This window comes from Metabacillus bambusae, assembly GCF_017497975.1.
Taxonomy (GTDB): domain Bacteria; phylum Bacillota; class Bacilli; order Bacillales; family Bacillaceae; genus Metabacillus; species Metabacillus bambusae.
The window spans coordinates 99,899-117,400 of the sequence record NZ_JAGDEL010000014.1; the positions used below are offsets into that span (position 1 = coordinate 99,899).

Sequence of the window (17,502 nt, forward strand, 5' to 3'; positions counted from 1 at the left end):
ACCATATTTTAAGATGAAAGCGACAATACTATTTTTTAATACTATCTTCTAAGGAAAATGAATAGGTTCTGTAAAACGTTCCTAGCAAGTTTAAACATCTAGAAAATAAATCGTGAATTCCATTTCGAACTAAATTTATAAAAAACCTTTCTGAACTAGCATCAGAAAGGTCATTAAAACAGCATTTATTGAAAACTCTTTTTTATTTTAACGCCATTTATTTCCTATCTCCATCTTTCTTCTCTTTCTTCTCTTTCTTCTTTTTGTCCTTGCTTATTGGTTCTTCTGGATTAGAATCTTCTCCTCCTTCAATATGAACAGGTACATTTACGTCATCTAGATTAATATGGCCCCAGCCTCCAGTATGCTGATCAACTAGTTGAAGATATAGCTCTTCACCTAAAAATTCTGATGCATCCCAGCGTACACGACGATATGCTTCACCATTATGACCAGTTGCTTTTTTCACTATTTCATTTGTTTGCGCATCTACAAGAGCAAAATATAATAGTTGCTCATCAGCACCACCTGATGTTAAGAAATCAATTTGACCATCACCACCAAGTGTGAAGGTTTCTGATTTCATTATTCCTGTTGCAGAATCTCCGCCATGATCTGGATGGAAGCCCCATAGATGGTTTCGATTAGGATCTGTTGAAGTTGTAGCTTGCCCGAATGGACCACCCCAGCCCCAATCATTTTTGTTTGTAATGTGGTCATTTGTAAAGGAATTTCCTTCTACAATTGTCCATCCCGACAAATCACCGGATTGAAAATCGTGATTCGTTAACTCACCATGTGGAATTTCTTCTTGTTCGGACTCATCCCCATAAAATGCTGGTACAACGTTGTCACTATATGCTGAGCCCAGTTCGTGTATCTCCATTGCTACAATCTTAGCTGTACCATTTTGACTCCATAGTTCTATTCCGATAGCATCTGCTCTTGTTGGATATGCTCTTGTCGTTATACTTTTTTTATCATTGGCATAGGCCTCAATCATTGATCGATCTAGGTAAATATGAAGCTTTAGATTTTCACCATCAAGAGAAAGTGTTCCCTTACTACTTGTTTTTGCAATATCAGGGTCTAAACTCATTTTAGTAGCGTCCACTCCAAATTGTTCAGAAGCTTCATCAAAATATAAATTTACTTCCTCTGAAGAATCTGATGATTGACGTACTTTAATACCATATTTTTCATCAGAGTTCGCTTTAACCTCAAGAGTAATTTCTAACATATCACCCTTTATATTAGCTAATTGTTCATTCGCTTTTGAAATCGTTTTATTTTCAAGGTCTAATAGATTTTCACCACGAAGCGTACTTAATTCATTAATTGGCTCTATTCCAAGCTCACCGTTTTCTAATAGAGACAATTCTAATGGCAAACCAGCGTTATGGGCCCATCCAGCATCAAAATGCTGCTCATCTGTTCTTCGGTCTTGAGCAATACTAAATAAAATTGAACGTCCATTTTCATCAATCATCCCACTTGGCCCTGTAAAATGCTCACCATAATCAAATAACTTTGGCTCTTCATGATCAGGTATAAAACGATTGGTTTCTTTGTCCCATGAACCAATCCAATGGTATACATATTTTACGTTATGTTCACTGTAGTTTTTAAACCATGGATTAATAAAAAATGCATATTTTTGTTCACCGTTAGCATCCTTTCCGATCGGCAGAAACACTGGTAATTCCCATACATCACCTGTCTTAGGATGTGCTTTTGAATCACCTACAAAGAAAGGCCCTTTATATTCCCAATTTTCTAGATCCTGAGATGTGTAAAGTAAGGCTGTCCCTCCAACATTCTCAATACCCGAGCCAACAATTTGATACCACGTATCACCGTCTTTCCAAACAAATGGATCACGGAATTGACCATACATAACAGTCCCTTCCTCTGCTGGCAAATTAGGCTCTTGAATTGTTACAGGTTTTGGTAGCATATCCCAATCCTTAAGCATTGGATCTGTTACATCAACTGGTTTTGCTAAACCTGTCATTTGGTTTGGTGTTTTGCTATCATCCCCTGCAGTAAAAAATAGAACGGGATCACCATTTTTATCAAAATGTGCTGCACCTGACCATACACCATCCGGCGAAACTCCTGATGGGGCTAAAGCTACTGGTGCATCTTCCCAATGAACCATATCATCACTTACCGCATGCCCCCAATGAATTTGGTGCCAATAAGGTCCTTGCGGGTTATGCTGATAAAAAATATGATATTTTCCGTTATACTTAAACGGAGCGTGTGGTTCATTCATCCAATGACCAGGTGAAAGAAAATGAAACTGTGGTCTATAACGATCACCATCATATACACTTCGATCAAAAGATAAATCCGGGCTAGGCAATTGCCCCTCATTGTTTTCTATTACTTGATTATAATTTGATTTTATTACTTCATCTGTTAAAGATTTATTATAAATTTTTAATTCATCAATCATTCCGTTAAACATATTCGCAGTAAACGAACTTAATACGGCAGCTGTATTATGTTTACCTATTAACAAATCATTTTCAGTAGCATTTATGGAGGCATTTTCTGGAGTTTCTACTTCTCCAACTAGCTCACCATTTAAAAAGAGCTTCATTTTTTGCTTATCTTGATCAAATGTGGCAACGACATATGACCATTTATCTTTTTCAAGTGGTTTATCATCTGCAGCCCACACCTCTTTCCATTCTCCATTTATACCTGCTTGAAACGACCATTTGCCATGACGGCCCATTCCTAAAATATAGCCTTCGCCTTTAGCCTTGTTATGCTGATTTACAATAGCCGAAAGTTGACCAAGATCACCCCATTCATATGACCGTGGTGCTACCCAAGCTTCTATTGTTAGTGCATCATTAGGCTGTCTTGATTTCGATACAGGTTGTTTAACATAAGTAGAATATCCATCAAATAAAAGCGCATTGTTTATTACCCCTTTTCTCCAAAGTGGATCACTTGATGGTTTATATACTGCATCTGTAAAGACATATTCCACTTTTAGTTCTTCATTTTTGACTACATCACGAATGGTATTACCTTCGTTTTCGTCGAAATTCCAATGGCTTAAAATCCCCCGATTTTCTACTTGAAAATCATCCACATTTATATGACCAAAGCCTCCCGTATGTTGATCAACAACCTTGATATAAACACCTTCACCTAAGTAGTCCGCTGCATTCCAGGTAACACGTTCATATGTTTCTGATTCAGGCCCTGTTGCTTTAAATAACTCTTTTCCATCCGAAGCTCGGACTAGTGCAACATATAAATCATATTTTTTTTCACCATCGACCTCATCACCGCCGCCGACTAAGAAAGAGATTTCTCCATTACCAGATAACTGAAAGGTATTTGATGTTAAACTTCCTGTTCTTTTATCTGCTTCTTCTGGCGCTGCTCCTTGAAAGCCCCATAAATGATAGTTCCCTTTATGTTCAAATGGAATTTTAGTATCCCAATAGGTTGCTTGATCTGTAACAGTTCCAGCAAATGCATTTCCTTCAGCTGTCCAGCCTGTTAAGTCTCCTGTTTCAAACCCTGGGTTTAATAAGTTAATTTTTATTCTTTCTTCATCATTATAAACATGAAAATCATCCACATTTATATGACCGAAGCCACCTGAGTGATAATCAACTACTTTCATATAAAGAGCTTCACCAATATACTCTGAAGCATCCCATTTTACTCTCCGATATTTTTCTGTATTTGCCCCAGTTGCCTTCATAAGTTCCTCACCAGTTGATGCTCGAACAAGTGAAACATACAACTTATTAACATCTTGTCCGCCGCCTACTAAAAAGTCAATTTCCCCATTGCCCTCTAGTACAAAGGCAGATGACCTCATGACACCTGTACGTAAATCTGACTTTTCATCACTTTTTGCACCTTGAAATCCCCAAGCATGATATGTACCTTCATGCTCAAAAGGACCACCCCAAAATTCTGTGGCATTTGAGACAGGTGCTCTAAACGCTGATCCAGTAACTTTCCATCCAGATAAATCACCTGTTTCAAAATTAGGATTTTCGATTGAATTAGGAAGATTACCAACATCTATATCTTCTTGATTAGTAGTAAAGGTAGCTTCTTTCATCGGATAAAAAGCTAGTGAATTTAACGTCACCTCACCGTCTTTAGCAAATAAATCTATTTGTCTACTAGTTTCACTTGGAAAGATTTGATTTGTAAATACAGCTGTTCCTTCATCTGCAAATACCTCAACAGAAGAACGGTCGACTAGTAGTTTGATATTCAGGATTCCATCTTTCACAGTTAAATTTGTATGTTGAATAGAGGGAAAGTCTTTATGAAAATCAGTCTTACCAGATTGAGTCCGGTCTACAGATAGTTTTTCTTCTGCGATATTATAAGAAACCGTTGTACTCTCATTTTCACTTTTACGTACACGAAACCCAAATTCATTCGCTGTTGCATCACTAAGATTAAATTCTGCATCAATCTCAAACATATCTGCTTCAACATCTTTTAAGATATTTTCAGTAGAAATTTTCTTATTGGTTATTTTCACTTCTTTTGCAGTATCTCGTAAACTTTTTAATTCATTTACTGGTTGCTGTTTTAAAAAGATTCCTTCCTCCTTCTCAATTAATGACAGCTCACGTGGGATTGTCATAGCACCTCTCCATGGTGAAGTTGGAATTTGTCCAGCATATTGAGCAGGGTTATTCATCCATCCTAACCATAGTTGACGACCATCTTCAGGTTGATTATATGTGTTGCTCCATGTAACAGCAGCGTAAAAATCCGCTCCGAAATCTGCCCACATAAATTCTTCAGAATTTTCATCAGGGGTAAATGTTTTCCCATCAAAATTCCCAACATAGTAGTGCAAACCTGTTCCACCAGTTGGTGATGGGTTAATACTCACTGTCAACACCCATTTTGAACCTGTTTTGTTACCACTCGTGTCATAAACTGGCAACTCAAAAAGATCTGGACATTCCCATAAACCAAGTTCTGCTGCTTTTGGATCGGAAAATCCACCAACTTTTGTCCATTCTAATAGATTACTAGATGAATAAAAATCAATTTGTTTCCCACTTGTTATAACAAAAATCCATTGGTTACTTTCCTCATGCCAAAAAACCTTCGGATCACGGAATACACCTGATCCACCATTACTTGCCTTCAAGTCATTAGGCATCGTAAGAATTGGATTTTCATTTAATGATGTCCATGTTCGGCCATTATCCACACTATATGTAGCACTTACATGTTGATTATCTCCCCCATTTTCACTAGTATAAAGAGCGACCATTGGTGGATTTTCCTTTGTTCCTAAACCTGACGTATTATCATAATCAACAACAGCACTGCCTGACCAGGCAAAACCATTTTCATCTGGATAAATCGCAATCGGGTAATGCTCCCAGTTCACTAAATCCTTACTAATAGCATGACCCCAATACATTGGTCCCCAAACTTTATCAGTGGGATTATGTTGATAGAACAAGTGATATTCTCCGTTATGGTACACCATTCCATTTGGGTCATTCATCCAATTTTTCAAAGGAGAAAAATGATATCCTGGACGATAATTTTCTTCATTTTCCACTGGAAGCGAAGCGGAGTTTACAGTCGCTAAATACGGGAAAAACAATTGGACCGTCAGTACGAAAATAAGAAACAAATGCAGAGGTTTCGTTCTTTTAATTTTTTGAAACACGCCATCACCTTTTTCTTGAATTTTTGGTAACGCTTTCAATATTGATCAAAAAAATATTTTTCTTGAATAATAATGATCTTGATTTGCTACTAACGACATAAATAAGTTCTAGGATCATCCTTCATTGTTTTCACTATTTACGTAATCGATTACGTAAACTCAGAAAAACAACTTGATTCTTCAAGCTCTAAAGTTCCTACACCTTTCCTTAGATAGGAAACATACCATTAACACCCCCTTTAGTTACACCAATGACTTTATTTCTTGAAAATCTTTCAACTTTTCCTGTTAAACTATCAACCTCACCTAATAATCTTTCAACTTTTGCAATTAATCCATCATTAGACAAGATTTACATTATATAATCGTTTACGTAATCGATTTAATGAAAGATTCAATACTGATATCTTCTTATATCAGTATTGATATGAAAACGTAAATTGGATTAAACAGATTTGCGAATAACGATTTCTGTTGACAGACGGTATTCCTGAAATGACTTTTCAGGATTATTAATTCTCTCTAATAGTGCCTCTCCTGCGGTAACACCTAGTTCAAATGCCGGCTGCTTAATAACAGTTAAAGGAGGAGTAGTAATTTTTGCCCAATCATAATCATCATAACCAATGACAGCTAGTTCCTCAGGAATTTTTGTTTCGCTTTCCTGTAAATATGCCATAGCCCCCATTGTCATGACATTATTTGCAACAAGTAATGCTGTAATCTTTTCTTTTTCCATTAGTTCTTTTGTTAGTTTATAACCTGTATCAAAACTTGCATCTCCGATTTTGATAAGTGATTGCAATACAGGAATGTTGTGTTCTTCTAGTTCTCTTTTATAGCCACAAAGACGTTCATCACTAGTTGAAAGTCCTAATGCTCCCGATATATAGCCTATTTTTTTATGTCCCTTTTGGAAAAGTAACTTAACAGCTTCATTTGTCCCTTGAAAGTTATCAACTACGACACAGTCTCCATCATATCCTTGAGGCTTTCGATCAATAAAAACAACTGGATAAGTTCCACTTAATGTATTCTCTAAATATGATTGATCCGTACCTGTAGGAGCCATAATTAATCCGTCGATTAACTGAGCATTATATGCTTTAATTTGTTCTTCCTCATTTTCCGGTTGTTCATTTGAGTTACTCAAAATCAAATTATAGCCGTGCTCTTTTAATTTATTTTCAATTCCTTGGGCGATTGACATAAAGAAAAAATTTGAGGTGTCTGAACCCATTACTGGAATGAGGAGCCCGATTGTTTTTGATTTAGAACTTCTTAAGCTCCGTGCTGCAGAATTTGGCCGGTAGTCAAGCTCTTTCATCGCTTGGATGACTTTTACCTTTGTTTCTTCGGCAACAAAACGCGTTTGATTAATTACATGAGAAACTGTCGCTGTAGAAACTCCTGCTTTTTCAGCTACATCTTTCATGCTAGCTGCGGGTTTTTCTCCGCCTTTTACACCATACATACTATTACCTCATATAATTAGTTTAGATTATGAAATAGATCTTGTCGGTACATTTCATTCTTTGTTTTGTATAAAGCCTGTGCTAGTTTATACTCTTTAAAAGTAAACTTTCATCTATAAAAAGCAAACGATTACCTACTCGTTTCATTTAACATTATTACAACTTGAAAGCCCTGTCAATAATTAAAGAAATATACTAAATAACGACTATTAAAGGGGTTTAATTTAGTTAGAGTGTATTGATTTTAACTTCCATACCTCCATTGATTTAACTGTAACATTTCCCCATATTTTTAAACCTAGAGAGTCTTTTCTGTTTGGATACACCCTAGTCGTTAAACTTTTTAATCCATTTGCATAAGCCTCTATCATTGATCTGTCCAAATAAATATGTAGTCTTAAATTCCCCCCATTTAGCTCTAGCTTTCCTCCTTGAACCCCTTTTGTCAACTCTTCTTGATTTTGAGTGGTTTTTTCTCGATTCACATTGAATTTTTCATCTACTTGATCATAGTAGATCAGTGTCTCTTCTTCACCCTCAGGAGAGCACCGTACCTTTATTCCATACTGTTTTGCCTTTTCTGAATAAAGTTCCAATTTTATTTCCAGCATATCTCCATTTACATTTTTTAATAATTTATTCACTTCTATAGTAGATTTGTTCACTATACAGATTAGCTTTTCTGTTCGCAGGGATTGAAGTTCTTCAATTGGTTCAACCCCAAGACGACCATCTTCCCTCAATGTTAAATGAACCGGAAGACCGCCATTATGTGCCCAACCAGCTAAATACTCACTTTTAGGTGTACGATTCCCTTGTGTGATCGTAAACAAAATCAACCGACCTGTTTTCGGATCAATCATTGCGCTTGGACCAGTAAAATGAAAATCACCAACATCAATGATCTGAGGCTCATCATCGTCAGGTATGAAGTGATAACTTTCCTTATCCCACACACCCAACCAATAAAAAACCTCTACATCAGCCCCTTTTCCAACTGGGCTAATGATTAAAATATGCTTCCCGCTTCCAATTGGAAGCAAAATAGGAAGCTCCCAAACCTCACCTAGGTATGGAAATTTTTGATTTTGATCTTCGTATAGTAGGCCTTGATAATCCCACTTTATTAAATCAGTTGAAGTAAACACTGTAATTGCACCACAAATTCCCTCAATACCAGAACCAACAATTTGATACCATGTGTCTCCTTCACGCCAAACAAAAGGATCACGGAAACCATCATGATGGAGGTTTCTCCCCTCAGGTTGCACTGTTACTGGCTTAGGATGCTTCATCCACTTTATTAAATTAGAATCATGATCATGTAAAAAAGTGCTCCTGGCTAAACCTGTCATTTGATTTGGAGACTTTTCTAAATTCCCTGCTGTAAAAAACAGAACAGGCAAACCATCTTGATCATAACTAGCATTACCCGACCATATACCATCAGGGGCCAAGCCATCATCTTCAGTTGATAAAGCAATAGGTAGATCAATCCAATGTACCATATCAGTGCTTATCCAATGCCCCCATTGAATATTTCCCCAATAGGGCCCTTGAGGGTTATGCTGGTAAAACAAATGATATTTCCCTTGAAAATATAGTGGTGCATGAGGTTCATTCATCCACTGTCCCGGTGCTGTTAGATGATATTGAGGTCGATGGCGATCATGCTCAAGAATACTTCGATTAATCTTGATATCATCATAAGGAATAGAAGGGATTTCTCCATTAAATGGGAGCAAATAATCATGAAAGCAATCTAGTATTTCCTCTGCAGAGAGTGCTTGATTATGAATCTTTACTTCATCTATTAATCCATTAAACATATTTAAAGAAAAAACATTAGCGACCATTTTTGAATGATTATTCTTTCCAATTAGTAAGTTTTCATGGCAAGAGGCAATAACAGCAGAGGTATGTAGTTTCTTTGCTTCAATTTCTTCCCCATTTAAATACAATTTCATCTCTGCTTCTATACTATTAAAAACCGCCACAATGTACGACCATTGATTTCTAGGTAATGGATGATTATTAGCCCAAATCTCTAGCCAATCATCTTCAATCCCCACTTGAAGCGACCATTTTCCATGTTTATGAACACCTAGTATATACCCCTGTTTTTCTTTCCGATTGTGTTGATTAACAATCGCTGTGAGCTTCTCATCCTCATTGCCACCAAAAGACCTCGGTGCTACCCAAGCCTCAATTGTTAATGCTTTACTACATATTTTACTATTTTTATATTTTCTAGTGACCCAAGTAGAATATCCATCAAATAGTAACGCATGACCAGCTATTCCTTTTCTCCACTGCGGCTCACTTGACGGCTGAAAGTGTGCATGATTAAAAACATAATTTATTGGGTCCTTCAATTTTTGAATGGAATCCTCCACCTCTTTGCCTCTTCCTTCATCAAACGACCAATGAGCAACCAAGCGTTTAGACATACCCTGCCCCCTTGTTTAGATAACGAATTCAATTTACAAATAACCCCTCAAAAAATACAAGCTGGAGAAGCTATATATTTTTTTCCAGCTTGTATTTCTAAGAATTATCTCAAAAGTAGTTATGACTGATTTTGATTAAATCGATCAAGGCCTTCTTGATAGATTTCCATCAATTTTTCTAACCCCATATCATTAAGTTGTTTCAGGTAATCATCCCACTCCTTATCAATACCACCCTCCATTAACCAATGTGCTTGCTTTTGGTTAACAAATTCTTTGATTTCTACTTCAATTTGGTTAATCGTATCTAGATCTTCTGGACTGAAGAAAATTTGCAGGTAGTTTTCTTCTTCTAAATATGGTGCATATATATTCTTAATATTATCTAAGCGTTCTTTTGCACGAGGCTCCATATCAACTACAGTGCCAAAGTCTTCTCTTAGTACAGCAGTCGGTCCATTAGGAGCAACCTTTTGGCGAAGTTCTCCCATAGCTGTTCCTTCTGGAAGCTCTTTATTGACCAACATTCCGTTTTCATCTTCCTCATAAATTTCCCCAATCGGTCCCCAGCTAATCTGTGCTGACATTTTTGGTTCATACAACTGATCAACCCACCGCATTGTAATTTCTGGGTGTTTATTAGATGAGGTGATGACAAATGCACCTCGTTCATACTCAGAGTAGTTTGAGCGCCCTACAACAATATCACCATTTGGACCTTTTAATGGAGGCAGAAGTACATAATCATCCTTACGTTCAGGACCAACAACCTCTTCCGTTTCCCACCAAATGTAAGAGCCTAATGTAGGATCTTCTGTTTTACCTTTTGCTAGATATTGTGTTGCGTCTTGGGTAAAGGATTCTTGATCAATTAGACCCTCTTTTACCCATTTATGATAATACTCAATCGCTTCTTTATATTCTGGCTGGGCAGCTGTGAAAATAACTTTCCCGTCACGTACAATTCGATGATCTACGTTATCTGGCATATTAAAAGCACCAAACATATCACCGAAGTTTCCAGTCCAAAAATTATACATAAAGCTTAACGGTATCTCATCTCGCTTACCATTTCCATTCGGATCTTTCTCTTTAAAGGCTTTCAAAACATCATGGTATTCTTCTAGAGTGGCAGGTACTTCTAATCCTAGCTTATCTAACCACGTTTTATTGATAGAGTGAAAGTTTGGAACAGATGATAACCCCATTTCCTCTGCACGCGGAAGAGAATAGATATGACCATCAGGAGCGGTTACCATGCTCTTGATCTCTGGTCTTCTTTCAAATAGCTTCTGAATATTTGGGGCATACTCCTCAATTAATTCTTCTAATGGAATAAGCGCTCCGCTTTGACCATACTTCACTATATCTTGATCTGTAAAGTCCGCCTTATAAAAGGCATCTGGTAGATCACCACTTGCTAGCATTAAATTTTTCTTTTCTTGATAGCCATCTCCCGGAATATTATTCCATTCAATATGGATATTCGTCATTTCTTCTAACTGTTGAACAATGGCCATTTCATTATAATTTGGTGCAAGAGGAGCTTTTGGTGACACGAACTTTAATGTAATGTTCTCATTAACAATCGGCAATCCTGTTTTATTAAAAGCACTTTTTGATTCCTTTTGTTTGTTTGAAGTTTCATTGGAAGTACAAGCGGTTAACAGAAGAACGGAACTTAACATAACAGCTGAGAAGATCTTTAATCCCTTTTTCATTTACTATATCCCCCTTGTTAATACTTCTATTTAAGCAATGTTTTTTATTCCTATACCTGTAATCACCTCCCTAAGTGAAAATTAACAACAAGCAAAAACACAATAACATTTCATCCAACTAAATGCTTTTCAAAAATGGGTATAAGCGGTCATCAAGGTTAATGTGACATTAAAAAATGTCTGAAAATAGCGGTTAATGATCATGAGTTATCATGGTAGTTTTTGATTTTGGTGAGAACTCGTTAATGGAGGATAAATAGTGAATCTTGTATAAATATCTTTCAGGTAATCGATTACGTAACACTTTCAAAAAGTAAATAAATCCGTTATTCAAATGTTCTCTTATTCTTTTAATAGATTATGTAATCGTTTGCGTAATCGATTAAATAAATAATAATTCATAAAACCATGACATGTCAACTACTAAAAGAAAGCGATTTCAAAATATTGCGAAAATGTTTTTCACTCTAAATAAGTGACTTTTCTTAGATAAACTCAAAAAAGGATGATTCAAAAATAATCACCCTCTATGTTATGTCATTATTACATTGGTACGAATATATTAATTTCTAATACTTTAGATACACATTTGTGATTACGACATAATCACTCGACCATAGAATCTTTGAATATGCATCGATATATACATTAATTCAGCCTCAGGATATTTGATCCTATACTTTTCTTCAAAGAAGTGGCCAACTTCCTGTGCACATGCAAAAGCTTCTTTGTAGTTTTCTTTAATCATATTAACCATTTTTTCGTCATAATCATGGTTCTTCTCATTAGATAATAGACTCTTAACTGAAAAGCGTAAATGAATAATTAATCGTTCATATGACATCGTATCCTCTACAATATTTATTTTCAAAGAGTTTTCAATGATACTCGTAATTTCTTGAATAGTCGTCGTAATGTCTATCGTTTCCTGCATATTACCAGCATTCATTCTAGCAGTATGCATATGCATTGCAATATTACCTACTTCATCTTCTGGAATCTCTACTCCTAGCTTCTCTTTTATTAACTCCTTTGCCCAAAGTCCTATTTCAAACTCTTTTACATATAGAATTTTTATTTGATCGAGCAGAGCATTTTTAATAGAAATGCCATTTGTTAATCGTTCAATAGCAAATGATAAGTGATCAGAAAAAGCTACATGGATATGTTCGTTAATCATGACACCAAATTCCTTTTCTGCATAAGTGATGATCTCTTCTGCAACTTGTATATGCTCTTCAGGAAGAAGTTGTAATATTTCTTCGAATTTTTGATGTTCAGATGGGTCCTTCATGACAAAAACCTTATCAATTTTCGCCTGATTTACCGGATCATTCTTTCTTTTTTGGAATCCTATTCCTTCCCCCATTACAATCTTTTCTCCGTCCCGATCTTTCACTACAACCGCACTATTATTTAAGATTTTTTTTATTTTCATCACTTTCACCTTCCTCTATTGCACTTGCATTAGCTATCATTTTAAATTAACTACTTTTATTCGGTTTCTTCCTTTACCCAAAGAATCCAAGTAGCAAAGAATGCGGTAATTACTGAGATCCCGAGACCAATGAGGTAATGCATTAAATTTGCAATCCCTAATGGAGCTACAATAGCAATCATTGGAATTCCTGTTAAGCCATAAGAGTTTGCGACTACATGAGTAAGGACAACATAACCTCCTCCAAAAGCACCTCCAATGGCTGCACCTATAAAAGGTTTAAAAAGCTTTATATTAACCCCAAAAATAACTGGTTCAATAATACCTAGAAATGCCGAAAAAGCTGAAGGAAGCGCAATTTTTTTGATTCTCTTATCCTTCGTTTTAAAAAATACCGCTAATCCTGCTGCTCCTTGAGCAATATTGGCCATTGACCAAATCGGTAATAAAAAGTTAACACCTATCTCTGGATTTGAAAGTAATAACATTTCGACAGCATGTAAAGTATGATGTAATCCCGTTACAACAATGAGTGAATATAAAGAGCCAAATAAAAATCCAGCTATTACCCCTCCAGACTTATAGACTAGCTCAAAAGTAGATGTCATCATTTCCCCGATGAATAACGAGATCGGACCTATAACTAATATTGAGACAAAACCAATACAAATGATGACTAAAAATGGGATTAAAAATAGATCTAATGAAGTTGGTATAACTTTTCTCAATCCTAATTCAAGCTTACTCATGAAAAAGACAGAAAGTAATATCGGGATCACTGTTCCCTGATACCCTATCAAAGGGATAGCAACTCCAAGTACCTCCATAGATTCCGGCACTTTATATCCAAGCATGGAAGGGTTTAATAGTGAAGGATGTGTTAATATTCCACCAATCACTGCACCCAGGATTTGATTGCCTCCAAATTCCTTAGCTGCACTAAAGCCAATTAAAATTGGCAAAATGATAAATGCTGCACTCGAAAAGATTTCCAACATTATCATGATTGAACTTTCAGGAGGTGCCCACTGAAACACCTTGATCATTCCTATAAGTCCCATTAGTAACCCACTTGCTACAATAGCTGGAATAATAGGAACAAAAATATTAGACAATGTTCTAGCAAATTGTACGAAAGGATTCATTCTCACCTTTGGTGGTTCTGGTTTTAAAATGCTAGAGACAGTTGCTGGGTTTGTGTCAAGGATAGCTCTGTAAACCTTATTGACTATACCGCTACCTAAAATAATTTGAAAAAGTCCCAACCTGAAAAAGGTGCCATGTACACAATTCATTTCATCTATTGCATTTTTATTTACCTGACTTTCATCATGTAGCTCAAAACGTAATCGAGTGGTACAATGGGTAATCTTTACAATATTTTCTTTGCCACCTAAAAACAGTAATAATTCTTTAGCTATATCTTTAGCTTCTTTCCGTTCGTCTTGTATGTTCATCTCCCACCTTATATTTTATCCTTTTTAGAATATTCGTCCGGTTTCACTTATCTTTGTCCAGAGTTACATAGGTAAAAAATACCGAAAAGGTATATAAAATACTGTAGCGCTCAGTAAAATACTGAACGCCATTGCTTGTCCTATTCGTTTTTCCCTGAGCCTTGATTTACTTAAATACTCCTTGCTTTTTTTCATGAACGATCTTTGACTCATTTCGTGTTAAGGATAGTTTTAATGAAGGTGCAAGCATTCCACCGAAATGTTCCATTTGATAATCTGGTGATTGCTCGCCAATTTCATAAATATCTTTTCCATCAACATTAACATAATTGACAAAACTAGTGACAGTGCCATTCGGCATAACCATCCAAGAATATGCTTGATATGGATTATCCGTTGGGTTTGCAATAACTAGACCACTTTCATTCAACGGTTGATAGCCTCCAAAAAGTGAGTCTGAAGTAAATCCATATAATCCTTCCGGTGCATGAAGACCAGTGGCAAATTTCTCACTGTGTGTCTTGGCAAAAAGATAGTAGTTGTTTCCTTTTACAATAACACTTGGTCTCTCCAGTTCATCATTTACATAATTTGCTTCCAACAAGGGTGGCAGGATGTTAAATTTAGACAAGCCTTGATTCGATGCTTTTGCGATTCCAATGCTTCCATTAAAAGCTTTTGAACTTTCGGGATTTTCATGGTTTTGACGAAACTTCACTGAACCAATATATTCATCGTTATATGAACGGTCTTCAAGCTTTCCAGCAGAGTTTGCTTCAAATAATAGATATTCTTCCCCAGTCTTTGGATCTTGGAAAAAATATGGGTCGCGGAAGGCATAAGAAGATTCCTCGGGTCCTGTTTGTTCATTCGTTTGATAGTATTCTCCATCTGGCTCAAGAATAATTTCATGATCTGACCAATTTTCAAATGTCACACTTGTGTTAGTTGTTGTTATATCTGCAGTTGCTGTTGCTACTCGTTGATCATAGCTTAGTTGAGTTTCATTTTTATCACCTGTTGCCGTGTAAAAAATTTGTAATTTCCCATCTTTATGAACGATGGAAGATCCTGCCCATTGTCTAGAGCCCAATGCATCTCCATCCTTAAAAACTGGACCACCTGATTCCCAACTCTTTCCATCCTTTGAAAAGAAATAATGAATTTCAGCTGTATCATGTCGCTTACCTGGAAGCACATCATTAGGCACTGACAAGGCAAAAATAATTTTAAAGCCGTTTACGACAGCTGGATGACCATTCTTTTCTTGTAATGGCCAAGAATCCCAAATATAAGATTCAGATGTCATTTCAACAAGCTCGTCTTTTTTAATTTCGGGTGCTGTATTTTGAGCATTTATTGTAAGATTACTAACATCTTCACGCGTCCAATTGTAAGTTTCTAAATTTTCTTTAGCAGATGCACTTGAGCTTACAATTGGTGTGAATATTGCAGAGAGCCCTATAATTGCTGCTATAAAAAATTTGCCCTTTTTATCTATATTACGTTCCATTCATGTATTCCCCCCTAGATTAACTTCCTATTCTCTCTCATAAACCATAAGTATAATGAATGCTCTTCTATCATGAAAAGTTAGCCTAAAACTGTAAATAAATCTTTTTATAAGGCTGTTTTCTAAGAGATTGTTGCTTTTAAAATAAAAACTAATTCAGGTTGATTGGAACGGATTGCGAGACTCCTGCGGGAGTAGCGGGACAGGTGAGACTCATGCAGGCGTTTACGCCGAGGAGGCTCACCGCCCGACCCGCGGAAAGCGGCAACTCTCGCTGCAATCAACCACACCGCATACTTTGTAAATAGCAACAAAGTTTGCGAAAACAGCCTTTTATAAAAATGAACAGAATGGTCTGCCAATATATTTCTTGGCTGACCATTCTATTATCTTTAGATTATTTACTTATTGCTTAATCCAACCAGGGCTGTATTCTTTTCCTACTTTTGTAGTATCACCTTTGATTGATAGCTTAACAGTTGGAGCTAATGTACCTCCAAAATGTTCAAATTGGAATTCTGCTGATTGATTTCCAACATCACCAATTGACATATCACCTAAATCTCCAAAATGAGCAAATCCAACCACATTTAAATTCGGTAGTACAAGCCATGAATATGCTTGGTATGGATTTTCAGGAGGATTAGCTAAAACTAAACCACTTTCATTCAGCGGCTCATAGCCACCGATCAATGTATCAGAAACAAATCCATACAATCCTTCAGGTCCTTGCAGTCCTTCAGCATATTTATTGATATGGCTGTCTGTAAATAGATAATATTTTTTATCTTTAACAACAATATGTGGGCGTTCCAATTCCTCGTTTACATAATTTGCTTCCAAAAGAGGTGGGAGCATTTTAAGATTTGAAGGTTCCCCATCAACGACCTCTGCAATACCGATGTTCGCATTCGCATGAACAGCGCCTGCTGGAACTGGATTTTCACTAGTGTACTCAGAACTTCCTGCATATTCTTTTTTGAATGTACGATCACCAACAGCACCGCCTGAATTACCTTCAAATAGAATATATTCCTTTTCAGTTTTCAGGTCTTTAAACCACATAGGATCACGGAAAGCATAGCCTCCACCTTCACCTTGTCGAGCTTGTTCTTTAGTCTGATAATACTTACCGTCTGGCTCTAAAATGATCTTGTGATCACCCCAGTTTTCAAAGTGGACTCCATTGCTATCCGCAATGATATCACCTGTCGCCATCGCCAATCGCTGTTCAAACGTTAAATGCGCTTCTCCTCTATGTCCTGTCGCTGTATAAAACGCATGAATTTTACCGTCATCCATCATCGCAGATCCAGCCCATTCACGAGAACCTAATGAAGCTCCTTCAGGGAAAAGTGTCCCGCCAAGCGTCCAATCTTTCCCGTTTTTAGAGTAAAAATAACGGATTGTTGCGATGTCATGTACTTTACCTGGAAGTACATCATTAGGTGCTGATAATGCAAACATCACTTTCCAGCCTTTAACAGATGCAATATTTCCGTCACGATCAGTCAGTGGCCATGTATCCCAAATATGATAATCTGCCGCTAATTTCTCTAGTTCACTTATATCTGTATAAGGTAAAGTATTATCTTCATTTAGTTCAATTTTTGATGCTTGTTCTCGTGACCAATTTGTTGTTACCTCTGTTTCTTCTGCTTTTACAGTTAATCCTGAAAAGCTTGATGCAACAACGCTCGCTGCTAATACAATTGCAGATACTGATTTCTTATTAGTAAGGATCATTCTA

At 36.5% G+C, this 17,502-nt stretch carries 8 protein-coding genes; all 8 read right to left on the reverse strand.

The window, feature by feature from the left end:
• Nucleotides 1-217 precede the first annotated feature (217 nt).
• The 8 genes from I7822_RS17655 to I7822_RS17690 all read right to left on the reverse strand — a co-directional run bounded on the left by I7822_RS17655 (nt 218) and on the right by I7822_RS17690 (nt 17,498).
• A complete protein-coding gene (locus I7822_RS17655; protein WP_207980423.1) occupies nt 218-5,698 on the reverse strand; it encodes a GH32 C-terminal domain-containing protein in 5,481 nt (1,826 codons plus the stop codon).
• Between the two features lie 445 nt (nt 5,699-6,143).
• Nucleotides 6,144-7,172, reverse strand: a complete 1,029-nt coding sequence (locus I7822_RS17660) for a LacI family DNA-binding transcriptional regulator (RefSeq protein ID WP_207980424.1) — start codon at nt 7,170-7,172, stop codon at nt 6,144-6,146.
• 225 nt (nt 7,173-7,397) lie between these two features.
• On the reverse strand, nt 7,398-9,623 hold the full coding sequence (locus I7822_RS17665) for a GH32 C-terminal domain-containing protein (RefSeq protein WP_207980425.1): 2,226 nt from the start codon (nt 9,621-9,623) through the stop codon (nt 7,398-7,400).
• Nucleotides 9,624-9,742: 119 nt separating this feature from the next.
• The gene (locus tag I7822_RS17670; RefSeq protein WP_207980426.1) at nt 9,743-11,344 is read right to left on the reverse strand and encodes an ABC transporter substrate-binding protein; all 1,602 of its coding nucleotides are present in this window, start codon (nt 11,342-11,344) and stop codon (nt 9,743-9,745) included.
• 595 nt (nt 11,345-11,939) lie between these two features.
• Nucleotides 11,940-12,782 (reverse strand): PRD domain-containing protein, encoded by an 843-nt coding sequence (locus tag I7822_RS17675; RefSeq protein ID WP_207980427.1) that lies wholly within the window; start codon nt 12,780-12,782, stop codon nt 11,940-11,942.
• Between the two features lie 56 nt (nt 12,783-12,838).
• Nucleotides 12,839-14,239 carry a sucrose-specific PTS transporter subunit IIBC gene (locus I7822_RS17680; protein ID WP_207980428.1) on the reverse strand — a complete coding sequence of 467 codons (1,401 nt, stop codon included), beginning with the start codon at nt 14,237-14,239 and terminating at the stop codon, nt 12,839-12,841.
• A 166-nt stretch (nt 14,240-14,405) separates the two neighbouring features.
• Entirely contained in the window at nt 14,406-15,752 is a 1,347-nt protein-coding gene (locus tag I7822_RS17685; protein WP_207980429.1) for a glycoside hydrolase family 68 protein, read from the reverse strand.
• Between the two features lie 405 nt (nt 15,753-16,157).
• Nucleotides 16,158-17,498, reverse strand: coding sequence for a glycoside hydrolase family 68 protein (locus I7822_RS17690; protein WP_207980430.1), 1,341 nt, complete (start codon nt 17,496-17,498; stop codon nt 16,158-16,160).
• Nucleotides 17,499-17,502: the final 4 nt, after the last annotated feature.

Excerpts from the sequence above, each read along its gene's own strand:
- I7822_RS17675 (WP_207980427.1), bottom strand. The coding sequence starts at position 12,782 with ATGAAAATAAAAAAAATCTTAAATAATAGTGCGGTTGTAGTGAAAGAT.
- I7822_RS17685 (WP_207980429.1), bottom strand. The coding sequence starts at position 15,752 with ATGGAACGTAATATAGATAAAAAGGGCAAATTTTTTATAGCAGCAATT.
- I7822_RS17665 (WP_207980425.1), bottom strand. The coding sequence starts at position 9,623 with ATGTCTAAACGCTTGGTTGCTCATTGGTCGTTTGATGAAGGAAGAGGC.
- I7822_RS17680 (WP_207980428.1), bottom strand. The coding sequence starts at position 14,239 with ATGAACATACAAGACGAACGGAAAGAAGCTAAAGATATAGCTAAAGAA.
- I7822_RS17670 (WP_207980426.1), bottom strand. The coding sequence starts at position 11,344 with ATGAAAAAGGGATTAAAGATCTTCTCAGCTGTTATGTTAAGTTCCGTT.
- I7822_RS17690 (WP_207980430.1), bottom strand. The coding sequence starts at position 17,498 with ATGATCCTTACTAATAAGAAATCAGTATCTGCAATTGTATTAGCAGCG.
- I7822_RS17660 (WP_207980424.1), bottom strand. The coding sequence starts at position 7,172 with ATGTATGGTGTAAAAGGCGGAGAAAAACCCGCAGCTAGCATGAAAGAT.